Below are 26,679 nucleotides of genomic sequence, written 5' to 3'. Positions count from 1 at the left end.
AATTTTTGTTTTGTTTCTTTTGAATCACTCTAAAGTTTTCATTTTTGGATTCATCAATTAACAGTAACATTAGATCCTATACATTTATATTTTTTACGATAAAAATAATTTTATTGATATACTTATTAGGAGCTGGTTTATACCCCTTAATTGTATATCCCAATACTATATCTAGTTCAATTCAGTCAGTCGGTGATCCCTTAATTCAACAGATAATATAATGTGTTATCGTGATGTTGCTTATACCACCTAGAAATGGCAATGGTCGATAATGAGGAGAAATGTTTAATTTTAAACAATTATGAAAATAGATATAATTATTTTAGCATTATTATTAAATGTGAGTAATTGTGTAGGTCAAATAAAGGAGAAACACAGCTCGACAATTAAAAAAGATACAATTATTGAAACTTTTGACATAAATAAATATAAAGATTGGAATATTGATACTAAGTATACTTATAAGGATAATGATAGATTTTATAAAAATGGAGATGATAGGGTACGAATAACCATGAATGGCAAAACAATTCAAGTTGAGGAATCAAATATTAAGAATCCAAACAAAATAACGAAAGTTTTTTATGTGAAAGAAAAAACATTGCAATCTATTTTACAAGAATTTTATACAATCCAGATCGGTAATTATAAATTATATAATGAGATAGGAGTATTAGCTAAAGATGAAAATTTAGATAAAGAATATAAATTTTCTATTGATGATTTGGTTAAAAAAATGAAAGAAAAATACAATTATGATTTAATGAATGTGGATAAAACATATAATTTAAATCGTTATGTTGATTTAGAAAAAATAAAGTTACCTCTTTATGAAGTTTATTATAGAGATGATAAAAACACTCAAGTATTACACAGTTATGTCATAAATGGGAATACAGGTGAAATTTTGTTTAGCACTTTGCGAAGTACACAAGGTAAACAAGGTAGTTTGTATGATGCTTTTATAAAAGTAGAAAGAAGTAAAATTAAATAGTGTTGAAAAAACTAAATTATTTTAATCATGTCTTATGCATCAACTGTGGGAGGGAAGTTAATAGTTAAAGCAAAAGGAGATATTAAATCGTATGCAAAAGAGAATATTGAAATTAATTCAGTAAAAGATTAATATAACAGAGTAACTAAAGGAGTAACCTTTAATGAATCCAAAATGGTTGTTATGTATTGTTAGTGACAAATGTTTAGTTTTTTTGGCCTAAAGACAATTAAATGGTGATAATGAAATTATGAAAGAATTATTGATAATAGGCTTAATCTTTATAGTTTTTAGTTGTAAACCACAAAATAAAAAACAGGCAGAAGTTGAAAAAGTAAAGCATTACCAAGTGGAAAACAAACAAGAATATAACAATTTAGTAACTAACGATTTTGAAACGTTTGATATCAAACGATTCGATGAAAATAAGGATGAAGCCGAAGACTATATTTACACTTTGCCAGATGGATCAATAATTAGAGAATTTGGATATAAAGAAAGAGGTTATTTTAGTCAAATAGTCCCAGAAAAATCATTGTTTACTATAAGTAAGGGATTTTATCCAAATTCTAATATAAAAGATAAGGGGCCCTCATTTAAGGATAATTGCGAAATAGGCATTTGGTATGAGTTTGACGAAAAGGGAAAATTAATTAAAGAAACTGACCTTGACAAGCCATTCAAAATTACAATTAAAGATATAATTGAGTTTTTAAAGCAAAATGAAGCCGATTTATTTTCAAATTTTACTTCTATAAATAGATCTTATGATGAGGTAACGAAAAAAGGAACTTGGAACTTAATTTATCGTGGAAAATATAAAGATAAACAGGGAATGTTCAGTATTGAAATAGATGATTTAACTGCTGAAATTATAGAAGTTGTAAAAATATTGGGTAAAGAAGGTGAAAAAGAAGTACTTTTTAGAAAAGAATAAAAAACTCTAATGTTACACAGTTATATTATAAATGGGAATATAAGTAGAATTTTATTTAGCGATTTGCGAGATACACAAGGTAAATAAGAAGGTTTATACAATGCTTTATAAAAGATTTAAAGAAAAGAAATAACTAAGGTTTCTATATAAAAAAAATAAGTCAATGAGACAAGAACGAATAAAAGACAGAGTATTAAAGAGAGCCGCAAGATCATGGGGCTTTTCGGATATTGAAATGGAAACCTCTTTTGATCCGGTAGTATCAATGATGTTAAATGCATTGTCGTATGAATTGGAAAAAGTTGCGCATGAGCTTGAAGACTCCAAAACTCGTGTGGTAGAGAGGGTTCTCGAAATTATGTTTCCTGAAGTTACAGCTGGTGCGAAACCTGCCAGAGCAATCTTGCACGCCATGCCAATAGATAATAATTTAAAAGTTTCCCTGTACAATCAAATGACAGTAAACAGGAGAATTCATAATATCTATAATCCATTGGCACCAATTACTAAAGAAATCACTCTTTCGCCAACCTTAGAAGTGAAATTATCCTCTTGTGAGGTTAAATATATTGCTTACGAAAGAAATCTATATGAAGTCTCGAACCTTTTTTATAAAGACACTGTTCGGGATTATAGGCAGACTTTACCTTCGGGAGAAGTTTTCTTAGGTATAGAATTGAATAACGCTAGTACATTGGAACTGGAGGATTTAATGTTGTATATCGATATTAAAAACACGCACCAGAAAGAAATGTTTCATTACTACTTAAAACAGATGAAATGCTTTCATGATGATACAGAGATTAAAATAGAGGAAGGGTACAATGTCCCGGTTAATAATCTTGAGATAGAAAGTATAATCAATCGCAATTATACACATCTTACCGAAATTATGCATGAAGTAAACGAGTTTTATTTTGATAATTTTTACACATTAAAAGGGAAGTTAAAACATAAACCTATAAGTGAGTATAGTGCAGAATATAAGTGTTTTGAAGAAGTAACGAATAATAATGGTAATCCTATCATTTGGATAAAAATGGTTTTTTTAGAATCTTTGATTCCTCAAATAATAGATAATGTATCTTTTACAGCCAATTGTTTCCCAGCAATTAATAAAAGAAGGCATACTATAAGTAAGACGCTTGGTGGGTTTTTGTCGTATGTTGCGTTAGATACAGGTAATAACATATACCTTGATGTAGATTCTGTTATTGATGCATACAATAATCATTATGAAATAAAAGAGTTTAAAGATGGTGTTATCGAAGAAGGAAATGCTGTATTACGTACAGGAGGTGTTTCCAGATTTGATTCTAGAAGCGCCTCGGAATTACTTCAAAATGTATTGGATTTATTAAAAGACGAAAGTTCTTCTTTTGCTGGTTTAGGTAAAGATTTTATGAATAGTTCATTAGTCGAAATTAATCAGTTGTTAGCCTCTGTAGAGCAACAAGCCAAAGAAAAGAGTTTTTCTAAAAACAATGACCCTTACCTAATGATTAAACCCAAAGCTGATGAGTCTACAGGTAAATCATTTGCAATAAATTATTGGTCTACTTGTGCCGAAGAAGGGAATGATATTAAGGCGGGTACTGTTTTGGAATCCAAAGATGATTTGTTTTTTATAAGTAAGACAGTTACATTAATGACAAATACTGTAGGAGGTATAAATAAACAAAATAATAAAGACCGTATTTTGGCTTATCGTAATGCTTTATTGACACGTGGTCGAATTGTGACTTTTGCCGATATAAAAGCATTTGGTTTCAACCATTTTAAAAGTTGTATAACCGATGTTAAAATAGAAAAAGGAACACGAAAAGAGATTTCTGTAAAAGCAGGATTTAGTAGAACTGTTGATATTCATATAAAAATAAATGCAGCCGAAAAAGAGCATTTGTCGGTAACAGAATGGGATTATTTATGTGAGAGTTTCATGAAATATTTAAAAAACAGATCATCCAATGTATTCCCGTATCGCTTGTTTATAGAGAATTAAATAAAAACGGAAAACTCGATTTGTAAAAGTCGAGTTTTTTTATTTAAATAATTGAGCTAAAGTAATTTGTTTTTTGCCACTTAGTTTTTTTACAATTTTAAGAAAAGCAATTGCTGTGATATAGGCATCTCCCAAAGCAGTGTGTCGGTCTTTCTTTGAAATATCAAATTTATCTGCAAGTTCATCCAGGCTATAGTGGTCTTTGCGTTGCAATAAGTGTGATTTTATTAAGATTCTTTTATACAATGTTGCAGTATCCAAAGTTTTGTTTGTTAATTCGGGTAAGCCATTTCTTTCGAGAGCCCGATTAATCATCGTAATGTCAAAAATGGTATGATGTGCAATAATAATCGAGTCACCTAAGTAGGTCAGGAATAGTTGTAGCGCTTCTAACTCGGTAGGACGATCTATTACGAAATCTTTTAGAATCCCATGTATTTGAGCGCTTGTTTTATCATAATGCTCCTGTCGGATAAAAACTTCAAAGGTTTCATCTATCGGAATAATTCCGTTTTGTAACACCAGAGCACCAATACATAAAATTCGATCGTTGGTATAATCAAAACCGGTAGTTTCGGTATCTAATACAACAAAACGAATGCTATCAATAGGAATATCTTCCTCTGTTGTTTTTTCTGATTTGTTCCAGAATTTAAATAGATCCATCATTATAAAATATTTGAAGCATTAAATCGCACAGAAATCAATTCCTGAAGTTCTTTTATAGTTTTAAAAGTTCTTTTTAGCTTTATTTTTTCCATTTTGGACAATGATTCCAATGCAATAAATTGACCAGAGTCATTATGTAAAAGCCCTTGTTTAGTTCTAAATTTTAATAAGGCCTTAAAAGAATAGGAGCATGATAAATACAACTCTTTATTAGTAGGCTCTAATTCGGCTAATTTCTCAAAACGCTCAGCAGTATTACTAATCGATTTTACCGAATGCGAAAGAATCAAAACTCTGGCAGCATCGGTTAATGGCATTAAAGCACGTCTTTTTATATCAAAAAAGTCTTTGTGTTCACCATCCTGTTCCAGTAAAAACTGCCTAAAAAAGCCAGTAGGCGATGGACTTTGTAGCGTGCCGCTTACCAAATGAATATAAAATACGGGGTTGGCTTTTATGTTTTCGAAAATATAATCGGATAGCTCATTTGTAATTTCCGAACTGCCATAGGAAAGGCTGTAGTCAAAAAAGATGAATGACAGCAATACTTCGGTTTTTCCAGGATTGGTAATCCAATGATACACTTGTTTCTTCCATTCCTCGAGGCTCAAACACCATTTAGGATTGGAAGCCATCATTTCGGCAGGGCAATAATCATATCCTATATCAAATAATCCTTTGTTGACATAAGTGGCTAGTTTTAAGAAATATTCATTGGTTGAGATTTTCAATTCTTCGGGGACATCTTCATAAACAATAGCGTTATCCTGATCGGTATGTAATAATTGTTCACTTCTACCTTGACTGCCCAAAGCAAGCCATCCAAATTTTACGGGAGGAGGAGTCACCATTTTTGCCAAAGACATTTCGATCACCTGTTTAATACATGCATCGTTTAATTCTGTGATTATTTTAGAGATAAGCGTCATGGGGATATTCTGATCTAGATATCCCTGTAATAATTGCATTGTTTGTGTACGAATGGGTTTTATCTCCTTAATCTTTTTGACTCTTTTTAAGGCTTTTATCAATACGGCAGGGTTATTACCAAGTGCAACCATAACATCGTGTTTGGATAAAATCCCGACGGCTTTAGTATTTATAGTTCCATCTTTTGTAAGGCATAAATAACTGATATTGCTTTTCATCATGGCCATTTGAGCCTGAGTAATAGTCATTTTTTTAGGATAGGTAATAACAGGAGAGGTCATTATAACATTTGCAGCAGTAGTTATAGGATAATCTCCTGTTACGATTTTATTTCTTAAATCCTTATCAGTAATAATCCCGATGGGAAGTTTTTCTTCTACAACAAGTATTGCGCCTACATTTTTTCTGGTCATAATGCCGGCAATTTCTTTTGCAGTTGTCAGAGGACCACAGGTAATAATTTTCTTTGAATACTTTACGGGCTGTAAATCCAATAGTTTTACTTCGGTGTTTAGTACTTCATTCTCGACTGTATCTCCATATAATTTTCCTCTGTGAATGTCGGAGTAAGGATTAAGGGTATTAGAAGCATAACTTTCTATTAAAAAATTACCTACTGCTCGATTCTCAAGGGCATAAGGTTTAAAAACGGCTATAGGAATTGCATATAGTATTGTCTCTTCATGGGCTCTGGCTTCCATTATATAATTCTCATTTGCCAAAAGAGGTCTCAATCCAAAAATATCTCCCTCATCACAAATATCGAGTATACTATTTTTAGGACTTCTCTTAAGTGCAACGGCTCCTTTATGAACTACATAAAATGAATTATGAACTTCATCATTCTCGGCAAAGATAATAGCGTCTTTTTCTTTGTAAATAATGGAGATTTGCTCCGAAAGGATTTCGATGTCTTTTTGCTTCAAAAAGCTAAAAGGAGGGAAGTTTTTTAAAAAGTCGGCAACTCTATGAGAGATAGTATTTTTCATAACACATATTTACGCCCAATTTACTATTTATCGAGACACTATTAAATAAAAAGAGAACAAAATTATTTGAAAATTGTGCATAAAAAAAGCGCTAAGATTACCTTAACGCTTATTTATTATAAGATTTATTGCTATTATGATTTTGATCTCTTTCTCATTTTCATATTAATGAATTCTACAGCCAAAGAAAACGAAATGGCAAAATATAAGTATCCTTTAGGCACAGCGCCGATATGTTCGCCAACCAAAGCTGCATTAGATAAGTGCATACTCTCCGTGATTAGCATAAATCCGATTAGGATTAAAAACGCAAGCCCTAAAATTTGTATCGAAGGATTTGCATTTACAAAATTCCCAACAGGAACCGCAAATAACATCATTACACAAACCGAAATAACAACTGCAGTAATCATAATAGTTAAAGCGCCCGTAACACCATTTGTCATTCCTACGGCGGTTAATATAGAGTCTACAGAAAAGATTAAATCTATCAGTAAAATTTGTACAATTACATTAGAGAAAGACTGTTTTGCAGCAGTTTTCAACGTTAATTCTTCCTCCCCTTTATGATCTACTTTTTCGCTAATTTCTTTGGTGCTTTTATAAATCAAGAATAATCCACCACCTAATAAAATAAGAGCTTGTCCGGTAAAATCGGCACTTAACCAGCCCCAGTTAATACTAAAAATAGTTGCTTTCATAGCAATTAAGTACGAAATCCCCATTAATAATGCGATACGCATGAACATGGCCAAAAACAAACCAATTCGGGTTGCTTTCTTACGGTTTTCCGGAGGTAATTTTCCAGTTACGATCGATATAAAGATGATATTGTCAATTCCCAAAATAATTTCAAGAAAAGTCAGTGTCAATAAGGCAATCCAAGCGTCAGGATTTAAAAATATTTCCATTTTAAATAGTGTTAATTCAAGGGGTAATTAAGATAAAAATAATTTAATCTACTCGTACCACAGTTCCGCGTTGTTTCTGGTTCGAACCAATCATTCCGAACTCAAAAGTGTACGAATCTTTGGTTGTGTTCAAAATTTTCATTCCGATTGCTTTCTCTTCCGATTTGTTTTTTGGATGCTTTTTTTCCAGAACATATTCGCAATCACTTACCCAACGTATTGTTGCTGTATCGGTTTTTCCTTCAAAAGTTTCGATTTCGATATCATCTTTTCGTTCAAAAAGAGTTGTTTTTTTTATTCCGTCGACTACAAATTCAAACTTAAATTTTCCGGTTTTAAAATCTTTGCAGTTGTGTTCGGCGTTATAACAAGATGCTATGATGAGCAATAAAGGAAGTAATAGTAATTTTTTCATAATAAATGATTCATTTAATTTTTTGGAGCTATTTCCTGCTTTCCACTACAATCTTTTTATTTTTTAAAGGAAAAAATAAAAAGGATTTCCGTTTCAATCAGGGCTAGGGATTGCGATTTAAAAATAAAATCTATTTTAACCCTTTCAGCTCTTCATCTGTAAAGTTCTTAATTTCTTTTTCCTTGGCAAATTTTCCGGCATTATAATTCTGAGATCCTTTTCTTGGAATTGATAAACTTTGCCAGCTACTATTTTTTAATTGTTTGGCATAAAACACAATTTGACCTACATGATAAGGATAATGTGCCAATTGTCTGTTAATGGCTTCAATTACAGTATGCCCTTCATTACGAATATATATAATGTCCGAAAGTTGGTTAGGTTGTAAATTGTTTAAGGCATCAAAAAGGCATTTCCAGCCCTTCTCCCAAACAGTTATTACATCTTCTTTCGATTGTAAGTCATTTTCAAATTCTTCATCACGATTGCGCCATTCTTTTTCGCCATCGCTGGTAAGAAAGTCTGTCCATCGCGAAAGCATATTTCCCGAAATGTGCTTTACAATTATAGCAATACTATTCGTGTCTTCATTTACAGAAATAAAAAGTTGTTCGGGTTCAAGTTGCGCAATTGCTTTTTCGCCCAGCGTTTTATAGTATAAAAACTGTTTTTTTACACTTTCCAAATACGATTCAGTTGCATTCATGATTATACAATTTTAATGTCATACTTATCCAAAAGCCCTAAAACTCCCTCAGTAGAAAATTGTGCTTTCTTCATGGGATTAAATTCAGGATCAATTTTAAAATTATAAGCGGTTTTAAAATTAGCTCCAGCCAGTTGTGTTTCATTAAAAATGGCTCCCTCGAGATTACAATTATCAAAAACCGAACTAGTTAAATTGGTTCCTATAAAGGTAACTTCTTTCATCGAACAATTTACGAATTTGGTTTTTGGCATTTTTTTATTAGAGAAAGAAGTGTAGTCTAAAGCTGATTCCTCAAAAAATACCTGAAATAAAAAATCTTCACATTCATTAAATGCAATTCCGAGAAGTTTACAATTCTTAAAAGTAATGTTTCTTAAACTTGTGCCTTTTAGGCTGGTCATGGATAAATTGCAGTCGATAAACTCGCAATCAAGAAAGGTGTTGTAAGCAAAATTGCTGTTTGAGAAATCACAATTTTTAAAAACACAATCTTCAAATTCGCGATTGTTTATTTTCTTATCAATGTAGATAACCTTATCGAATGTTTTTTGAATATGAATTAAGCTATCCATTGGAATTTTTGGGTTTTATTTTTGAATTAGAAAATTAGTCATTAAACAAGCCTTTCATAATTGTCTTTAAACCATAAAAGATTAAAAACATAGCGGCTAAACAAGCAATGATCCCGATGGCGAGAACCAAGTAATGCCATACGTTTTGTTTGTTCATAAATGCATTGTAAATCACTGCAGGTCCAATAAATAATAGGGGTAAAGAACCCGATAAATATTTAATTCCTTTTCCTATTAACTCTTTATTTGTTCCCATTTTTTTTTGTTCTTAAAATTTAAGGTTTGAAGTTTAAAGTTGCTGTGAGAACTAAAAAACTTCTATTTATTATTGCAGTTAAAATTTTACCTGTACTACTGCAACTGATAACTGAGACTGCATTACTGAGACAGAAAATTATCAATAGCATTTCGTACGCTACCGTATTTATGTAATAACTCGGATGCTTTTTCGTATGAAACCGGAATTTCACCCATAATCATTTTTACACCACGATCTACGAGTTTACTATTGCTCAATTGCATATCGACCATTTTATTGCCTTTTACTTTTCCTAGTTGTATCATGGCTGCTGTCGTAATCATATTAAGAACCAATTTTTGTGCAGTTCCAGCTTTCATTCGGGAACTTCCGGTAATAAATTCGGGTCCTACAACTACTTCGATAGGAAATTGTGCAGTTTGTGATAATGGACTTTCTACATTACAGGTTATGCAACCTGTAATAATATCATTTTCATTACAATGCTCTAAACCACTAATTACATATGGTGTTGTCCCCGAAGCTGCAATGCCTATTACAACATCGTCTTTGGTAATGTTATATGCTTGCAAGTCGATCCATGCTTGTTCAGTATTGTCTTCGGCATTTTCTACAGCTCGACGAATTGCTTTGTCTCCACCTGCAATGATTCCGTTTACTAAATCGTATGGAACGCCAAAAGTAGGAGGGCATTCGGATGCATCCAAAATTCCTAAACGACCAGATGTTCCTGCTCCTATATAAAATAAGCGTCCGCCAAGTTTTAGTTTGGTTACTATTTGAGCGACTAAAGCTTCTATTTGAGGAATTGCTTTCTCTACTGCAAATGGAACTGTTTTGTCTTCCTGATTAATATTGGTCAGTAAGTCATGTACAGACATTTTTTCCAGATGTTCGTATTTTGAGGACTGCTCTGTAATTTTTGTGAAGGTCATTTTTCGTATAATATCTTGCCCAAAATTAATCTTTTTTCTTGCAATTTCGAAATTTAGAACGTAAAGTCGTAAAGAATAAAAAAACTTTTTTCTTTTAATTCTTATGTAACGATTGCCTTCTGGAATCTCATTAAAAGAACTAAAATATTATATTTGTTAAATATTTTAAAGATAAATGGATAAATTAAGCTTTTTGGATGGTATTGCTCATATTGCTGTTTTTGTTTCATTACTATTGGCATTATTTTTACTAACAGTAAAAACCGAAAATAAGTTGGCTAACCGGCTATTCGCTACCTTTATTATTTTTTCTGCGATTGATTTTTCTGGACTCTTTGCATACTCATTTCCTCAGAAATATGCAGATTTAGAACTCTTGAGAAGCACAATGTGTTTATTAGAAATGCCTTTAATTTATCTTTATGTTCTAGCAGTTTGTTACAATGATTTTCAGCTAAAATGGAGATATTTATTATATACACTTCCTTTTGTTGTTATGAATTTAGTTCTTATGCCGAGATTTTATTTGAAATCGGGTATTGAAAAAGAACAATTCATAGCCAATTTCAATCAAATGCCCGAAATTTACTTTTTTCAGATTTTAATCGAATTTCAATATTGGTTTTATATCATTAGTATTTTTTTAATTTTGAAAAAATATAGAAAAATTTACCTTGAAAATTATACGAATCCCAGTACTTCTACCTACAAATGGCTTTTTCAAATGAATTGTGTTTTTCTGGTGATGCATTCTATTACAGCTTCAAAAAATTTATTGCGTTATACAGCTTCCAGAGAGATTTTTCTATGGGGAAATGTTCTTATGGTATGCGGAGCTTTATTTGTAATATGCTGGTTTGTAATGAAAGCACTAAATCATCCGGAACTTTTTAGAGGAATTAATTCTAGAATACAACTTACAAAAGATTTTCTTCCTCAACAAAGTGATGTTACGGCCGAAATAGTAAACAATCAGGATGAAGTTATTTCTTCTAAAATTTTAGCATTGAAAAAATATATGACAGAGAAGAAGCCTTATCTTGATCCATCTCTTACAATACAGGAGCTTTCTAGCCAAATTGATATTCCTGTTCGGGATTTATCAGTTTTGATTAATCATCATATGAATCAGCACTTTTTTGATTTTGTAAACGAATATCGTATTGAAAAAGCCATGGGTATTTTAAAAAATCCTTTAAAGAGTGATTTAACAGTTTTAGAAATTTTATACGAAGTAGGTTTTAACTCAAAATCATCTTTTAATACTTCTTTTAAAAAATATACTAATCTTACGCCTACAGCTTATAGAAAAGCTTCATAATAATGGTTTGATTTTATCTCAAACGTATAAGTTTTTAAAATGAAAAGTTGTTTTTTGTAGTGATGCTTTCTCTCATGAATAGTGTTAAAAGAACTAAAATATTATATTTGTTGAATAATCTAAAAATGAATGGATATAGATAGCTTTTTAAGTGTTATGAGCTGGATTTCAGTTTTTGTCTCATTATTGCTGGCAATTTTTTTACTCACTGTAAAAACCCAAAATAAATTAGCAAACAGACTATTTGCTTCCTATTTAATATTTTTTGCAATTGATAATATCGGTGTTTTTATTAATGAAGATTTCGTTAAAGACCATCTTAACTTAGAATTTTTCAGATGGACTACTTGTGCTTTAACACTTCCTATTTTCTACCTTTATATAGTATCAGTTTGCTTTACTGATTTTAGATTAAAAACCAAGCATTTGATTCACGCGATTCCGTTTATAATAACAAATGTAGTTTTTGCTTTCAGACTTTACTTTTTGAATAGTGTAGAAAAAATGCAGTTTTATGACCATCGTAGTCAATTGCCTGAGTTGTATGGTTTCCAAGTAATGTTAGGTGTGCAAATTATATTGTATAGTATTGGCGTATTTTTAGTTTTAAAAAGGTATAAAGAAATATATCAGGAAAATTATGCGAATGCTAAAACTTCTATTTTTAAATGGTTGTTTCAAATATCGACCGTGGTCTTTATGTTGTATTATTTAGCAATAGCTAAGAATATTCTAAGATATACTGATTTTGATTCACTATGGATTTGGGCAAATGTAATTATGCAATTTCTGGCTTTGGTTGTAACCTGCTGGTTTGTATTAAAGGCCTTGAATCATCCCGAACTTTTTAGAGGGATTGATTCTAGATTACAATTAGCAAGAGATATTCTTCATAAGGAAAATGAAAATGTTGCTAAAATAAAAGACAATCAAAACAAGTTAATTACAGATCAAATTTCAACATTGAAACAGTACATGACCGAAAAAGAACCTTTTCTTCATCCGTCGCTCACGATTCAGGAACTTTCCAATCAAATTGATATTCCGGTTCGGGATTTATCAGTTTTGATTAATCATCATATGGATCAACATTTTTTTGATTTTGTAAATGAATATCGCATTCAAAAAGCCATGAGTATTTTAAAGAATCCTTTAAAAAGTGATTTTACAGTTTTGGAAATTCTATACGAAGTAGGTTTTAATTCAAAATCTTCGTTTAATACTTCTTTTAAAAAATACACTAATCTTACGCCTACTGCTTATAGAAACGCTTTGTAATCAGTGGTTTGTAAAAAGTCGTACTTTATGCTTAATAAAGTCGAACTGATTTCCTGAACAGAAATTGGTTCGACTTTTTTTTGTCGGTCGTATATCCAAAATTTCTAAGGCAACTTTGCTTCAAATTAATCGAACAAGTTAAAACTAGAAATTATGAAAAATGTTTATTACCTTATTTTTTTACTATTGCCTTTATATTGTGTAGCGCAAACATCCTTTAAATTAAATGGAAAAATTGCCAACGAAAAAACACCAGTAGTCTGGACAGATGTCGTAATCTTAAATCAAGAAGGAAAAATTATAAATGGAGCAACAACAAAAGAAGACGGTAGTTTCGAATTGAATTTGAATAAAGGATTCTATAAAGTAAAAATTAGTTCGCAGGGATATTCTGAATTTGATAAAGAAATTACGATAGAAAAAGATACCAATTTGGGTTTGATTATTTTAAAGGAAAATGTAACAAATTTGGGAGAAGTTGTCATTCAAGCCAGAAAAAACACGATTGAACAAAAAACAGATCGGTTGGTTTATAATCTTGAAAATAATGTAACAAACGTTGCTGGTGATGCTTTGAGTGCCATAAATACTGCACCGGGAGTTGCGGTGCAAAATGATGTTATTAATATACTAGGAAAAGGAGCTTCTCGTGTGATGATTGATGGAAGAATGATTGAATTAACTGGCGAAGAATTAAACGAGTTCTTGAAAACTATCTCGGCAAGTGATATTAAGAATATCGAAATTATAAGCAATCCTTCGTCAAAATATGAGGCTGAAGGAACTGGTGGGTTAATTAATATTGTTATGAAAAAAGGGGCTCGTGATTCCTGGAAAAATACAACAACAGCTTCTTATGAACAAAATAAATACGGAATTTATGCTTTAAGGAATAATTTCTTTTATAATAAAAATAAGTTTAGGTTTTCGGCAAGTATTAATGGAAAAACAGGTGCTAGAAACATTAAGGAAGCTCTTGATATGTATTTTGTTGAAGGACCTACGAAAATGGATGTGACAACAAAGTTAAATGAGGAAAATGTATCTGGAAAAGTAGCTTTAGATTATGATTTTTCAGAAAAAACAACCATTGGTTTTCAATTTTTAAAAGATAAAAGTAACCCGGATTTTGACTCGGATATTAGAATTAATAAATACAATACACAAAATGAATTGGATAGTTATATACTCAATGAGAGTTTTTTAGACAGGAAAACGGCTAATCAGACCTATAATTTACATTTGATTACAAAACTCGATTCTCTAAATCGAAAATTATCATTTGATGTAGATTATTTTAATTATGATTCAAAATTCGACAGAGATTTTATAGCAAACAATTATGCATCAGATGGAACTTTTATTGATGTAAATCAATCGGGACGAAATCTTTCGAATCAGGGAATTGATAATTTGAGTTTCAAGGCTGATATGGAACATCCACTTCAAGCTGTAAACTTATCTTATGGAGCGAAAGTAAGTTTTACCAAAAGCAATAGTGATGTCGTTTTTTTTAACACCATTACCGGAACTCCAGAATTAGATCTAAACCAAACAAATCAGTTTAAATACACCGAAAATAATCAGGCGGTTTATATTAGTGCAGATAAAAAGATTAATGAAAAATGGAATTTTCAGGCAGGATTACGATTGGAGAATACGCAAACGAATGGTTTTTCGGAAAACTTGAATCAGGAAACGATAAACAATTATTTAAAATTATTTCCAACTTTTTATGCTTCTTATAATAAAAATGAGGACAATAGTTTTAGTTTAAACTACGGAAGGAGAATCCGCAGACCAAGTTTTAGTTTGTTAAATCCGTTTCGAGTTTACATTAGCAGTAATAGTTATTCTGAAGGAAATCCGTTTTTAAAGCCTTCTTTTAGTGATAATTTTGAATTTGCACATTCGTATAAGAAAATATTGAGAACTAATGTTTTCTTAAATGCGATTACAGATGGTTACGGTGTAATATTTACTGCAAATCCAGAGACATTGACACAAGTTGTCTCGAGAGAAAATTATTTTAAAGGGATTAATTATGGAGTTGGAGAAACGTATTCGGCCAATTTCGCAGATTGGTGGCAGAGTGAGAACTCATTGTATTTTTTAGGATCAGATATTAAATTCACAAAAGATATCAATGCTACACCTGTAAATAGTCTTCAAGTCGATTTTTCGACAAATAATACTTTTTCGTTGGGTAAAGCGACTAAATTACAAATAGATTTTAACTATACTTCGCCTTATAAAAGCGGCTTATATGATACTGGATATACATCAAGCTTGAATATTGGTTTTAAACAAGATTTGTTAAACAAAACATTGCAGATTGCTTTTTTGGTAAATGATATTTTTAATACCTCTTATCTAAAAGATGATGTCTCGATTGTAAATGGTGTAAAACAAGTTTATAGTCAAAATGAAAGCAACCGATTTGCTCGTTTATCTGTGGTTTATAATTTTGGAAACAAAAAGATTAATGTTAACCAGCGCGATTCTGGAAATGAAGAAGAGAAAAATAGAGCGAGATAATTAAAGAATGAGATAATTAAAGAATGAGATAATTAGGCAATTAGAAAATTAGATAATTGCAATAGTGTATTCTAATAGGTTCTTAAAATCTAATTAGGTGTTTTTTGAAAACGATAAGTTCTTGTTTATTGTGTGAGGGATAGGAACTAACTACCTAAGTAGTGCGGATAGCCCGACCACATTTACGAAAGGTGCATATAAGCGGTTTGCCAAATAGTGCCTTTTGTAAATGTGGGCACGCCCAAATTATAGTAAAAATGCCAATAAAATTCCCAGAACGATCATAGAAACTTTGGCTATATTGAATTTATGTCCTTCGCTGCTTTCGAAAATAATAGTAGAGGAAATATGAAATAATATCCCGATTACTACGGCTGTGATTTCAGTATAATATTCGTTTAAAAAAGGCAGATATTCAGATGCAATTGTTCCAAGAGGCGTCATAATGGCAAAAGTAAGCATAAAAGCAAAAATGGCTTTTTTGTTCAGGCTTGCATTGATAAAAAATGTTGTTAGAATAACTGCAATTGGCAAGTGGTGGATGGCTATCCCGAGTGCTAAATCATGGTGGTGACTTACTGGAAAACCTTCTAAAAAGGCGTGAATACACAAACTTATAAAAAGTAACCACGGAATCTGACTCATTTGTGCATGTCCATGAACGTGTCCGTGTTCGGCTCCTTTGGAAAAAAACTCTAAGATGATCTGGAATAGGATTCCGACCATTATAAAAACGCCAATATTATGGTTGTGTGTTTCGTAAACTTCCGGAAGCAAATGCATTACGGTTAACGATAATAAAAATGAACCGCTAAAAGCAAGCAATAATTTTAGATTGGTTTTGCTTTTTGGTTTTAAAAACAAAGCCACAATATAACCTAAAAGTACGGAAAATAAGGGTAATAGATAATTCATCTTTTTGTTTAATCGGTTTTTTGTTTAATCATTGATTTGTTTAATCGATTAAACGGTTAAACAATTTAACAATTAGCCAGTTATTTAAAAATCATGATTAATCGTTCACTATCGGTTTTGTGAAATTTCTTAAGTTTATAATCCCCAAATATATCCAAAAGGAAAATATCTGCCTGTTCCATTAATTCTTCGAAATCTTTTAATGTTAGGGCTTTTACTTTTTCGGTAAAATGGTATTTTTTCCCTTGGTCTTCAAAATCTATTTCTTTAAAAATATGTCCGTCTTCAATGTATCGCTTGATATGAAAATCAATGTTATCGACTGTTTTTATTTCTTCGGGAACTAATGTTTCGATTACTTGCGCAACGTTCATAAAATCGATTACGGCAAAGCCATACTCGCTTAAACTTGCTTTTATAGCCTTTAGCGTAGTAAGATTATCGTCGTCGCTTTCGAAATAACCAAAACTGGTAAACAAATTGAAAATAGCATCAAACTTTTCTTCAAAAGGTTCGCGCATATCATGCACTTTAAAATGCAGGGTTTCATTGCTGTTCTTACTAGCTTCGGCAATACTATTTTCGGATAAATCTGCACCAAGAACATTAAAACCTAATTGATTTAAGTAAATAGAATGGCGTCCTTTACCGCATGCTAAGTCTAGTACTTTGGCTTTTTCGGGAAGGTTTAGATAATGTGTAAGATTATCCATGAAAATTTGTGCTTCTCTATAATTTCTGTCTTTATATAGTATGTGATAATATGGGGTATCGAACCAAGAAGTGAACCAGTTTTCGCATGGTTGGTTTAGATTTGGCTTAGATGGGTTATGTGCTTCAGACATTTATTCTTTTTCAATTAATTCAAGTCCCGCAAATTTAGTGTATTTTTGCTGAAAAATAACTATTTCGTAAGTGATAGACGAATAATCTCGCTACGTGAATTTGAAAATTTTTTATTACAGATTGATTTTTGTTTAGATAAATCTGTTTTAATTTAAATATAAAAATGGAAGATAATTTTAAAATGGTGGCCAAAACCTTTTTTGGCTTTGAGGAGATTTTAGCAAAAGAACTACAATTGCTAGGAGCACAAGATATTGAACAAGGTGTGAGAATGGTAAGTTTTAAGGGGGATAAAGGGTTTATGTACAAAGCTAACTTGTCGTTACGTACGGCATTGAAAGTACTAAAGCCTATTTACTTTTTTAGAGCCAATAATGAACAAGCTTTATATAAAGGTATCTCGGGAGTAAACTGGTCTAAGCTTATAAATGCCAATCAGACTTTTGTAATTGATGCAACTGTGCATTCGGAATATTTTAATCACTCTGAATTTGTTTCTCAAAAGTGTAAAGATGCTATTGTAGATCAATTTAGAGAGCGTACCGGGCAAAGACCAAGTATCGATAAAGCACATCCGGATTTAAGAATAAATGTACATATAGATAAAGACCAGGTTTCGGTTGCTTTGGATACTTCGGGTAATTCATTGCACCAACGTGGGTATAGAACGGCTACAAATATTGCTCCTATAAACGAAGTTTTGGCAGCAGGAATTTTATTATTATCTGGTTGGGAAGGACAAGGTCATTTTCTAGACCCGATGTGTGGTTCTGGAACTTTTCTTGCTGAAGCTGCTATGATTGCATGTAATATTCCAGCGAATATAAATAGAAAAGAGTTTGCTTTTGAAAAGTGGAACGACTGGGATAATGATTTATTTGATCAGATTGTAAGTAGTTTGATGAAAAAGACTAAGGAATTCCATTATACTATAAAAGGATTTGATAAAGCACCAAGTGCTGTAAGCAAAGCCAAAGATAATATTAAGAATGCTAACTTGGAGGATTATATCACTATCGAAGAGAATAACTTTTTTGATACTGAAAAAACAACTCAAGGAACTTTACACATGGTGTTTAATCCGCCTTATGATGAGCGTTTGGATATACATATGGAAGAGTTTTACAAGAATATCGGTGATACATTAAAGAAAAATTATCCTGCAACTAATGCTTGGTTTATAACTGCCAATCTTGAAGCTTTAAAATATGTTGGGTTAAAACCATCTCGTAAAATCAAGCTTTTTAATGCAAGTCTAGAAGCTAGATTAGTAAAATACGAAATGTACGAAGGAAGTAAGAGAACTAAGTTTCAGGTTAGCGAATAGAAGTTACAAAGAAGCAAAGGGACAGAGGTGATTTAGTTAAATAAAGAACCGTTAAATAGCTAGCTTTGCCCCTTTGAAACTTTGTGCCTTTGAGCCTTAAAAAATAAACAAATGACAAAATTACAAGTAAGAGCATTTTTATACCAGTTAGGCTGTTTTGCTATACTATTTATATTAGCTCGATTTTTGGTGGCAGAATATACAGGTTTAACGGGATTTTGGATTCCTATGACTGCATTTGTTGTGGGGACTCTTTTATCACCAAAATTCCAAGCTGTGAAAACTAAAGATGGTGAGAAACTTTTTATGAAATGGATTTTTGTAAAAGGAGTTAAAGAAATAGGATAGTTTTATTTCTTTATAGATTTGATAATTTGGTTGTTTATTAAAATCAACCAAATTATCAAATAAAATTATTTTTTGATTTCTACTGGTATTATTACTTTCTTCTTATAAATAGGGATGAAGTAAGAAACAGTATAATTAAAACCTATTCCAAAATTACCATTATAGGTACGGTTGAATCCAGGAATATAAAGATTGTCGAAGTTATCAGGTTTTTTATTAGAGATTAGTGTCTTTAATTGTACCCCGAAACCTATGAATATGTTATTAAATACTTTGGCTTTTACTGCTGCGTTTACTTCTAGCCAACTTGCAGACAGTCCGCTAAATTTTTCTCCAGAAACAACAGGAGGAACTTCTCCCCAATATGGATTTGCATTGTAAATTTTGTAAGTATTTAATTGCTGGCTGAATGTACTAAAACCATAACGCATACCAACTGATATTATGTTTTCCATATCAAGCCAGTTCTGATAAAGATTGTAATCAAAACCTGCTTTTATATAAGATCCTTTTGCTGTACTATTAAGTCTGTCGTCATCGGTTGTTTTGTCTTCTGTACCTATTTCTGCAGCAAGATAATATTTCTTTGATAAGCGATAATCCCCAACAATTTCAATTCCTTTATAGTCTTTATCATAAAACCCTCGGGTTAATTTATATAAATCAACACCAAAACGTACACCATAACGATCTGTTTTTACAGGAATGCTATCTTTTTTAACTTCAGCAGTCGTAGCTTTTTTAGGAGCCTTTGCAGGTTCTGTTTCTGTTTTATTTGTTATTGTAGCTTTTTTGGTTGCTTGTGTTTCTTGGGCTTGAACCAAAAACAGAGACAACATAAAGCAAAAACTAAAAATATATTTTGACATGTGTTTCATTTTCTAATTCAATGTTAGTGTCTTCTACTTCTATAAACTGCATCCAAAATCCTTCTTGGTTATCCGAATCGGTAAGAACAAATGGTGCAAGTGGAGTTAAGTTAAATGTGGTTTTAAAACCACATGCTCTTGAAACAAATATATTTTGATGGGTATAGTTAAATCTTAGTCGGTCTTCATTAATTAAAGCGGTGTTTGGATCGTTGTAATTAAGTATAAACTTATAAGTTGTACTTGTAGCATCAGTTTTAAGTGGTATAGAAATCGTATTACCATTGGTTATGTACTTAAGTTCATCGATAGCATTTTCGTTAAAAACAATACCTTCGGTCATTCCTTCACCTATAACTTTTAGATTTCTTACGTTTTTGGGAACTGATGGATTACTGATGTCAAAAAAAGAAATCACCAACCTGGGTGTGGTTGGTGTGTTTGCATCGCAGATGTCATCTTTTTCACATCCGGAAAAAGTAAAAGCAACTGCGATTATTATAAAAAGTATTTTTTTCATTTACTATTAGAGATTAATGCTTCACATGTTTTTAATTCAATAAAAATTAGCGAAGTTCCAAAAGTACAACATTTTCTACGTGATGCGTTTGAGGAAACATATCTACTGGTCGTACACGGGTTACTTTATATTTTTCATCCATTAATGCTAAATCACGTGCTTGGGTAGCCGAGTTACAACTTACATAAACTACTTTCTCTGGAGCAATTTTCATAATTTGTTCTATTACGTCTTTATGCATTCCATCTCTTGGTGGATCGGTAATAATAACGTCTGGTTTACCATGTTTCGTAATGAAATTTTCATTAAATACAACTTTCATGTCACCAACAAAAAACTCACAATTGGTAATATTATTGCGTTCTGCATTTGCTTTTGCATCAAGAATTGCTTCAGGAACACTTTCTACACCAATTACTTTTTTAGCTTTTTTGGAAACGAATTGAGCTATGGTTCCAGTTCCTGTATAAAGATCATAAACTGTTTCATGACCGGAAAGCCCTGCAAAATCACGTGTTATTTTATATAATTCATAAGCTTGATCTGAGTTGGTCTGGTAAAATGATTTCGCATTAATGCTAAATTTTAAACCTTCCATTTCTTCCAAAATGTAATTTCTACCTTTATATAGTTTTACATCCTGATCATAAATTGTATCATTTGCCTTTCCATTTATTACATATTGTAATGATGTGATTTGTGGAAATTTTTCATAAAGATGATCCAGGATCAATTCTCTATTTGCTTTGTCTTCTTCAAAAAACTGGATTAAAACCATGATTTCACCTGTAGAAGCAGTACGAATCATAAATGTTCTTAGTAAACCAGAATGTTCTCTTGGATTAAAAAAAGCTAGGTTATGCTCGTTGGCAAAAGCTCTAATCTCATTTCTAATTGCATTTGAAGGATCTTCTTGTAAATGACATTTATTGATGTCAAGAATTTTATCCCACATTTTCGGGATATGAAAACCTAGTGCATTACGATTTCCTAAATCTTCGGTGCTATCAATTTCTTTTTCGGTTAACCAACGGCTGTTTGAAAAGGAAAATTCCATTTTATTTCGGTAAAAAAACTGTTTTTCAGAACCTAAAATAGGTTCAAATTCAGGAAGTTCAATTTTTCCGATGCGTTGCAGGTGATTTTTAACTTCATTTTGTTTGTAATACAGTTGTTGGCTGTATTTCATGTTTTGCCATTTACATCCGCCACAAACACCAAAATGCTCACAGATTGGTTCTATACGATGTGTTGAGTATTCGTGAAAACGAACTGCTTTTCCTTCATAATAAGCTTTACGCTTTTTGAAAGTTTGCACATCTACTACATCTCCCGGAACTACATTCGGGATGAAAATTACTTTTCCGTCGGGAGCTTTTGCTACCGATACGCCTTTTGCTCCAGCATCAAGGACTTCTATTTGATGAAAGACAACTTTGTCTGTATTTTTTCTTGCCATAGCGCAAAAATAAGTGTTTGTAAACTTTTATAAATTTAATTTAGGAAATATTTTAGCAATTTCTTTTATTTAACATTTATTTTGTGTTTAAAAGTTAACTTTGTTTTTATCTGGAAGCCCAAATTCTACAGCCTAATCAAGAACTTATACTATTTTTATGAAGTTGTATCATATGTTGTCACAAGTTAGTTTTTTGAAGAAAAGCTATGCATTTAAATTTCTATTCGTTGCTTTTATTGGTATTCATATTCCGTTAATCGGAATTTTATTTTTTGTACTCTACGGTAATAATACTATTTCTGCAAATTCTATTTTGATTTTCTCATTAATCATGACTTTATTGGCTACTGCACTTACGTTATTGGTTTTGAACCAATTGATTAAACCTATCGCGATAGCTTCAAAAGCCTTGAATGATTATAGAACAAGTCGAAAATTATCTATTTTGCCAGATCAGTATGAAGATGAAGCAGGGTTGTTAATGTGTAATATTCAGGAATCTATAGATGAGGCGGAAAGTTTTATCAATGAAAAACAAGATTTAATTTATATGATTTCTCACGATTTAAAGAATTTTGCTGGAAATCCGCAGGGATTAGCAAGATTAATCATAGAGGAGAATCCATCTGAATCGGTTAAAAATCTGGCCGAATTAATTTGTGAATCTACAGATTTACAATTTCGTTATATCGAAAATTTTATTAAGCTATTAAAACAGCAAGATGAAATAGCTAAATCCAGTTCGATAATCAAAACAATTCAAATGTCGCCAATTTTACCTGCTATAAAAGAGCAGTTATCGCAACTTTTGGCTCAAAAGAATATTAAATTGATTTCGGATATCGAAGTAGAAGAAGCGGTGCTTAAAATTGATGAGGGATTACTAATTCAGGTTTTGGTGAATTTAATTAGTAATGCAATAAAGTTTTCTTATTCTGGAAGCGAGATTTTAATGCGTATTTTTAAGGATGACGAAAAAATAGTTTTTACTGTTTCGGATAAAGGAATGGGGTTTGACCAAAACCAGATTGAAGAACTGTTTAAAAAATTTACTAAAATGAGTAAATTAGGAACTGCCAATGAAACTTCTACTGGTATTGGTTTGTATTTGTGTAAAAAAATAATTGATAAAAATGGCGGAAAATTAAGTGCAATGAGCCTTGGTAAAAATAAAGGAGCCACTTTTACTATTGTTTTTGACGAGGAATCACTATAATTCTACTTCTCTTGAAAAATTGCCTAGGTAATTTATTTGATTATTACCAAAGATGGTGCACACTAGGTTTTATATATTTCTCATAGATTGCATTCATAGCAACAATTTTATCCGGTGTTAATTTGGGCAAATCATAAACAGAAAGATTCGATAAAACATGATTTGTTTTTGAAGCTCCTGGAATAATACAACTAATTTCATTGAAACTTAAAATCCATTGAAGTGCATACGGGGCTAAATTTGGTGCGTCGGGAAATAGGGATTTCAATTCATGAACGGCTTTTAATCCTAATTCATAATCAATCCCCGAGAAAGTCTCGCCTTTATCAAAAGCTTCTCCGTTTCGATTGAAGTTGCGGTGGTCTTGAGTCTCAAATGTAGTTTTTGAATCAAATAAACCTGTAAGAAGTCCGCTTGCCAAAGGTACTCTTGCAATGATTCCAATATCACGTTTTTTAGCTTCTGCAAAGAAAAGCTCTGATGGTCGCTGACGAAAAAGATTAAAAATAATTTGTACGGTTGTTACATTCGGATATTCGATTGCTTTTAGTCCTTCTTCTACTTTTTCGACGCTAACTCCTAAGTTTAAGATTTTACCTTGTTCTTTTAAACGATCAAATAGCTCAAAAATCTCAGGTCGATAAAATACTTGATTAGGAGGACAGTGTAATTGTATTAAATCAAGTGCTTCTAAGCCAGTTCTCTTCAAGCTGTCTTCTACATATTTTTGAAGTACTTTAGGCTGATATCCTTCGTTAACATGTGGATTTATATGTCGACCACATTTTGTAGCCACGTAAATACGTTCAGAACGAGAACGTACAACTCTGCCTACAGCAGTCTCACTTAATCCGTTTTCGTAAACATCGGCAGTATCTATAAAATTTACTCCGTTGTCAATAGCGGTATTAATAAGTTCATCGGCTGTTTTGTCATTAAATGGAGAACCCCATTTCCCTCCAACTTGCCAAGTCCCAAGTGAAATTTCAGATATATTAAAGTCGGTTTTGCCTAGTTTACGATAGTTCATTTTTTTTGTTTTAAGGTTTAGAGATAGAGAGGTTCAAAGGAGCAAAGGTTTAAGGACAAAGTGTAATCTTTGTACCTCTGTGCCTTTTTTTAATCAAATAAATCCGAAGATAAATAACGATCTCCGCGGTCACAAATTATGGCTACAATCACACCAGATTCTAATTGATTAGCAATTTTTAAGGCTACAGCAACCGATCCTCCGCTGCTCATTCCTGCAAAAACCCCTTCTTCCAGAGCTAGTCTTTTGGTCATGTCGCGTGCTTCTTGTTCGCTTATGTCGACTACGATGTCTACTTTTTTGGCATCGAATATTTTTGGCATATATTCTACAGGCCATTTTCTGATTCCTGGTATTTGAGAGCCATCGCTAGGTTGTGCTCCAATAATCTGAATGTTAGGATTTTTTTCTTTAAGATAAGTCGATGTACCAATAATGGTTCCTGTAGTTCCCATTGCCGATACAAAATGAGTTACTTTCCCATCGGTGTCATTCCAGATTTCTGGACCTGTGGTTTTATAATGTGCTTTCCAGTTGTCTTCATTTGCAAATTGATTAAGCATGATATATCCACCTTCTGCAACTTTTCTTTCGGCATAATCTCTTGAACCGATTATTCCTTCGCTGGCAGGCGTTAAAATAACTGTAGCGCCATAGGCACGCATTGTTTGTACGCGTTCTTTGGTTGAATCTTCAGGAAGTATCAATTCTATATCAATACCCATTAATTGCGCAATCATTGCAAGCGCAATTCCAGTATTACCACTTGTAGGCTCAATAAGTTTATCACCTCTTTTTATATCTCCTCGTTCCAGAGCCGAAGAAATCATGTTGTATGCAGCTCTGTCTTTTACACTACCGCCAGGATTGTTTCCTTCGAGTTTTAATAAAAGTTTTACATTTTTATTTTTAACTAAGTTGACTGTTTCCATCAAAGGAGTATTTCCTATCAGGCTTACTAATGTATGAGTGTTCATCTTATTTTTTTTCTTTTACTTTAACTTCTGTTGTAGTGGTATTGGTTACTATGGATTTTGCCGGAATTGATTTGGTTATCCATGCATTTCCGCCAATAATGCTTTCTTTACCAATAATAGTTTCTCCGCCAAGAATTGTAGCATTGGCATAAATGCAAACATCTTCTTCGACAGTAGGATGTCGTTTTGCATTTTTCATTTCTTTGGTTATGCTTAATGCGCCCAAAGTTACACCTTGATATATTTTTACGTGTTTTTTTATAATGGTTGTTTCTCCAATTACAATTCCGGTTGCGTGATCTATAAAAAATGGCGAAGCAATGTCTGCACCGGCATGAATATCAGTTCCGGTAATTCGATGGGCATATTCGCTCATTAATCTGGAAAAGAGTAATAAGTCTAATTTATATAATTCATGGCTTAAACGGTATATTGCAATGGCATAAAAGCCAGGGTAGGCAAGATATACTTCTTCAATATTATTTGAAGCAGGATCATTTTCTAAAATATAAGTGGCATCCTGGATTAATTTTTCCAGAACTATAGGAAGTTTTTCCAAAAAGCGTTCCCAAATAGATTCGCATAAAACTTCTGGTTTTTTACAGGCTAGTACAGCAATTTCCTTAAAACATTTTTCAAGTTCATCTATACTTTTATCTAAGGGCGCATTGGAGTCAAATAAGGTGTAAAAAAGCTTCTCTGTAAAATCTTCCGTTTTGGTTTTGATTCCGTAATTGATAGAAGAATGCTTTTTTAAAGTAGTTATATTTTGGATAATTAGATTTTTAGTCACAATTATAAAATTGAATTGTTAGTTTGTGTTTTGTTTATTTTAGATGCTAAAAGTAAGTTGTTTTTTGTAAATAGAAGTAGTAATTAGTTAAAGAAATTAGCCATTAACATTCTGTTTACAATAATCTCAACTATTTATCCAGCTTGAAACCAGATGGAATATAATCGATTAAAAGAGTAAATTAGCCTAAATAAATTTATTAAATGAAAACAAAGGGAATGTTTAAAAGTAATATATCACATATTTCTTATCCGGAGAATGAGAGGGTTTCGGGAAAATCTATACAAAGTCCAATTCTTATGTTAATTATTGCCGATTATCCAGAATTTACAAGTGAAGGATATATCTCGATACATGAATTAAATATGTATCGTGAAAAGTATATAGCCAATTATTTATCTGCAGAAATTGGTATTCTTTCTAATTTAGAGAAAAATGTGATAGGATCTTTAACAGATGATAAATCATTAGTGAGTTCTGTTGAAGATGAAATTGGACCAAGAACTTTTGGACAAAAAATAGCCGATAAGGTTGCCGATTTTGGTGGAAGCTGGACTTTTATAATTCTATTTGTGATTTTTATAATTCTATGGATTTCGATTAATATCTACATTTTAGTCAATAAAGGTTTTGACCCATATCCATTTATTTTGCTCAATTTGATTTTATCATGTGTTGCTGCTTTGCAAGCTCCGGTAATTATGATGAGCCAAAATCGTCAAGAAGAAAAAGATCGTGATCGAGCCAAAAAAGATTATATGATTAATCTAAAATCAGAATTAGAAATAAGAATGATGCATGAAAAATTAGACCATTTAATTTTGCATCAACAACAAGAATTAATCGAAATTCAGAAAGTACAAATCGAAATGATAAATGATATTTTGGATCGGATAAAAAAATAATTTTTCCAATTTAAG

General features: G+C 31.8%; 26 protein-coding genes. 10 read left to right on the top strand and 16 right to left on the bottom strand.

Translation table 11 applies throughout. The annotated features are described in order from the left end of the window. Positions 1 to 301: 301 nt before the first annotated feature. The 3 genes from OIU83_RS04580 to OIU83_RS04570 all read left to right on the top strand — a co-directional run bounded on the left by OIU83_RS04580 (position 302) and on the right by OIU83_RS04570 (position 3,933). On the top strand, positions 302 to 994 hold the full coding sequence (locus OIU83_RS04580; protein ID WP_264205088.1) for a hypothetical protein: 693 nt from the start codon (positions 302 to 304) through the stop codon (positions 992 to 994). A 250-nt stretch (positions 995 to 1,244) separates the two neighbouring features. Then, on the top strand, positions 1,245 to 1,931 hold the full coding sequence (locus OIU83_RS04575; protein ID WP_264205087.1) for a hypothetical protein: 687 nt from the start codon (positions 1,245 to 1,247) through the stop codon (positions 1,929 to 1,931). A 163-nt stretch (positions 1,932 to 2,094) separates the two neighbouring features. Then, entirely contained in the window at positions 2,095 to 3,933 is a 1,839-nt protein-coding gene (locus OIU83_RS04570) for a type VI secretion system baseplate subunit TssF (protein ID WP_264205086.1), read from the top strand. A gap of 39 nt (positions 3,934 to 3,972) precedes the next feature. Here the strand turns inward: OIU83_RS04570 and OIU83_RS04565 are convergent, their stop codons facing one another. From OIU83_RS04565 to murQ, 8 genes are all read right to left on the bottom strand, one after another. Continuing rightward, positions 3,973 to 4,599, bottom strand: a complete 627-nt coding sequence (locus tag OIU83_RS04565) for a 3'-5' exonuclease (RefSeq protein ID WP_264205201.1) — start codon at positions 4,597 to 4,599, stop codon at positions 3,973 to 3,975. A gap of 2 nt (positions 4,600 to 4,601) precedes the next feature. Beyond that, on the bottom strand, positions 4,602 to 6,521 hold the full coding sequence (locus OIU83_RS04560; RefSeq protein WP_264205085.1) for a DUF294 nucleotidyltransferase-like domain-containing protein: 1,920 nt from the start codon (positions 6,519 to 6,521) through the stop codon (positions 4,602 to 4,604). Positions 6,522 to 6,655: 134 nt separating this feature from the next. Further along, positions 6,656 to 7,432, bottom strand: coding sequence for a TerC family protein (locus OIU83_RS04555; protein ID WP_264205084.1), 777 nt, complete (start codon positions 7,430 to 7,432; stop codon positions 6,656 to 6,658). Positions 7,433 to 7,475: 43 nt separating this feature from the next. Further along, complete coding sequence (locus OIU83_RS04550) at positions 7,476 to 7,847, bottom strand: DNA topoisomerase IV (protein WP_264205083.1); 372 nt, start codon at positions 7,845 to 7,847, stop codon at positions 7,476 to 7,478. Between the two features lie 130 nt (positions 7,848 to 7,977). Beyond that, on the bottom strand, positions 7,978 to 8,553 hold the full coding sequence (locus OIU83_RS04545; protein WP_264205082.1) for a DUF1572 domain-containing protein: 576 nt from the start codon (positions 8,551 to 8,553) through the stop codon (positions 7,978 to 7,980). Positions 8,554 to 8,555: 2 nt separating this feature from the next. Beyond that, positions 8,556 to 9,128 carry a pentapeptide repeat-containing protein gene (locus OIU83_RS04540; protein WP_264205081.1) on the bottom strand — a complete coding sequence of 191 codons (573 nt, stop codon included), beginning with the start codon at positions 9,126 to 9,128 and terminating at the stop codon, positions 8,556 to 8,558. A gap of 34 nt (positions 9,129 to 9,162) precedes the next feature. Beyond that, positions 9,163 to 9,384: a DUF6095 family protein gene (locus OIU83_RS04535; protein WP_264205080.1), complete on the bottom strand. Its 222-nt coding sequence runs from the start codon at positions 9,382 to 9,384 to the stop codon at positions 9,163 to 9,165. A 122-nt stretch (positions 9,385 to 9,506) separates the two neighbouring features. Beyond that, positions 9,507 to 10,322 (bottom strand): N-acetylmuramic acid 6-phosphate etherase, encoded by an 816-nt coding sequence (gene murQ / locus OIU83_RS04530; RefSeq protein ID WP_264205079.1) that lies wholly within the window; start codon positions 10,320 to 10,322, stop codon positions 9,507 to 9,509. A 175-nt stretch (positions 10,323 to 10,497) separates the two neighbouring features. Between murQ and OIU83_RS04525 the strand changes: the two genes are divergently transcribed. The 3 genes from OIU83_RS04525 (at position 10,498) to OIU83_RS04515 (ending at position 15,459) form a co-directional block, all read left to right on the top strand. Then, positions 10,498 to 11,643: a helix-turn-helix domain-containing protein gene (locus OIU83_RS04525; protein WP_264205078.1), complete on the top strand. Its 1,146-nt coding sequence runs from the start codon at positions 10,498 to 10,500 to the stop codon at positions 11,641 to 11,643. Positions 11,644 to 11,772: 129 nt separating this feature from the next. Then, a complete protein-coding gene (locus tag OIU83_RS04520; RefSeq protein WP_264205077.1) occupies positions 11,773 to 12,921 on the top strand; it encodes a helix-turn-helix domain-containing protein in 1,149 nt (382 codons plus the stop codon). Positions 12,922 to 13,074: 153 nt separating this feature from the next. Further along, positions 13,075 to 15,459, top strand: a complete 2,385-nt coding sequence (locus tag OIU83_RS04515; protein WP_264205076.1) for a TonB-dependent receptor domain-containing protein — start codon at positions 13,075 to 13,077, stop codon at positions 15,457 to 15,459. A 246-nt stretch (positions 15,460 to 15,705) separates the two neighbouring features. Here OIU83_RS04515 and OIU83_RS04510 read toward each other — a convergent pair whose 3' ends face one another. Further along, the gene (locus OIU83_RS04510) at positions 15,706 to 16,374 is read right to left on the bottom strand and encodes a ZIP family metal transporter (protein ID WP_264205075.1); all 669 of its coding nucleotides are present in this window, start codon (positions 16,372 to 16,374) and stop codon (positions 15,706 to 15,708) included. 80 nt (positions 16,375 to 16,454) lie between these two features. Further along, positions 16,455 to 17,219: a class I SAM-dependent methyltransferase gene (locus OIU83_RS04505; protein ID WP_264205074.1), complete on the bottom strand. Its 765-nt coding sequence runs from the start codon at positions 17,217 to 17,219 to the stop codon at positions 16,455 to 16,457. A gap of 164 nt (positions 17,220 to 17,383) precedes the next feature. On the opposite strand from OIU83_RS04505, the gene OIU83_RS04500 reads away from it, so the two are divergent. Continuing rightward, a complete protein-coding gene (locus tag OIU83_RS04500) occupies positions 17,384 to 18,547 on the top strand; it encodes a THUMP domain-containing class I SAM-dependent RNA methyltransferase (RefSeq protein WP_264205073.1) in 1,164 nt (387 codons plus the stop codon). 111 nt (positions 18,548 to 18,658) lie between these two features. After that, positions 18,659 to 18,895, top strand: a complete 237-nt coding sequence (locus OIU83_RS04495) for a hypothetical protein (RefSeq protein ID WP_264205072.1) — start codon at positions 18,659 to 18,661, stop codon at positions 18,893 to 18,895. 65 nt (positions 18,896 to 18,960) lie between these two features. On the opposite strand, the gene OIU83_RS04490 is transcribed toward OIU83_RS04495, so the two are convergent. Genes OIU83_RS04490 through rlmD form a run of 3 tightly spaced genes read right to left on the bottom strand, consistent with a single transcriptional unit; the run spans position 18,961 to position 21,743 of the window. Then, positions 18,961 to 19,773, bottom strand: coding sequence for a DUF6048 family protein (locus OIU83_RS04490; protein ID WP_264205071.1), 813 nt, complete (start codon positions 19,771 to 19,773; stop codon positions 18,961 to 18,963). Next, positions 19,745 to 20,284: a DUF6452 family protein gene (locus OIU83_RS04485; RefSeq protein ID WP_264205070.1), complete on the bottom strand. Its 540-nt coding sequence runs from the start codon at positions 20,282 to 20,284 to the stop codon at positions 19,745 to 19,747. The genes OIU83_RS04490 and OIU83_RS04485 overlap by 29 nt, the downstream gene beginning before the upstream one ends. 46 nt (positions 20,285 to 20,330) lie before the next feature. Further along, entirely contained in the window at positions 20,331 to 21,743 is a 1,413-nt protein-coding gene (gene rlmD, locus OIU83_RS04480; protein WP_264205069.1) for a 23S rRNA (uracil(1939)-C(5))-methyltransferase RlmD, read from the bottom strand. Positions 21,744 to 21,900: 157 nt separating this feature from the next. Between rlmD and OIU83_RS04475 the strand changes: the two genes are divergently transcribed. Then, positions 21,901 to 22,959 carry a sensor histidine kinase gene (locus OIU83_RS04475; RefSeq protein ID WP_264205068.1) on the top strand — a complete coding sequence of 353 codons (1,059 nt, stop codon included), beginning with the start codon at positions 21,901 to 21,903 and terminating at the stop codon, positions 22,957 to 22,959. Between the two features lie 43 nt (positions 22,960 to 23,002). Here OIU83_RS04475 and OIU83_RS04470 read toward each other — a convergent pair whose 3' ends face one another. The 3 genes from OIU83_RS04470 to epsC form a co-directional block, all read right to left on the bottom strand. Continuing rightward, positions 23,003 to 23,989, bottom strand: coding sequence for an aldo/keto reductase (locus OIU83_RS04470; protein ID WP_264205067.1), 987 nt, complete (start codon positions 23,987 to 23,989; stop codon positions 23,003 to 23,005). Between the two features lie 89 nt (positions 23,990 to 24,078). Beyond that, positions 24,079 to 24,966, bottom strand: coding sequence for a cysteine synthase CysM (cysM, locus tag OIU83_RS04465; protein WP_264205066.1), 888 nt, complete (start codon positions 24,964 to 24,966; stop codon positions 24,079 to 24,081). A 1-nt stretch (position 24,967) separates the two neighbouring features. Next, on the bottom strand, positions 24,968 to 25,759 hold the full coding sequence (gene epsC, locus OIU83_RS04460) for a serine O-acetyltransferase EpsC (RefSeq protein ID WP_264205065.1): 792 nt from the start codon (positions 25,757 to 25,759) through the stop codon (positions 24,968 to 24,970). A 203-nt stretch (positions 25,760 to 25,962) separates the two neighbouring features. On the opposite strand from epsC, the gene OIU83_RS04455 reads away from it, so the two are divergent. Continuing rightward, positions 25,963 to 26,664 (top strand): DUF1003 domain-containing protein, encoded by a 702-nt coding sequence (locus OIU83_RS04455; RefSeq protein ID WP_264205064.1) that lies wholly within the window; start codon positions 25,963 to 25,965, stop codon positions 26,662 to 26,664. Positions 26,665 to 26,679 lie beyond the last annotated feature (15 nt).

The organism is Flavobacterium shii (assembly GCF_025847235.1).
GTDB lineage: Bacteria > Bacteroidota > Bacteroidia > Flavobacteriales > Flavobacteriaceae > Flavobacterium > Flavobacterium shii.
This window is presented reverse-complemented; position numbering and strand designations above follow the sequence as displayed.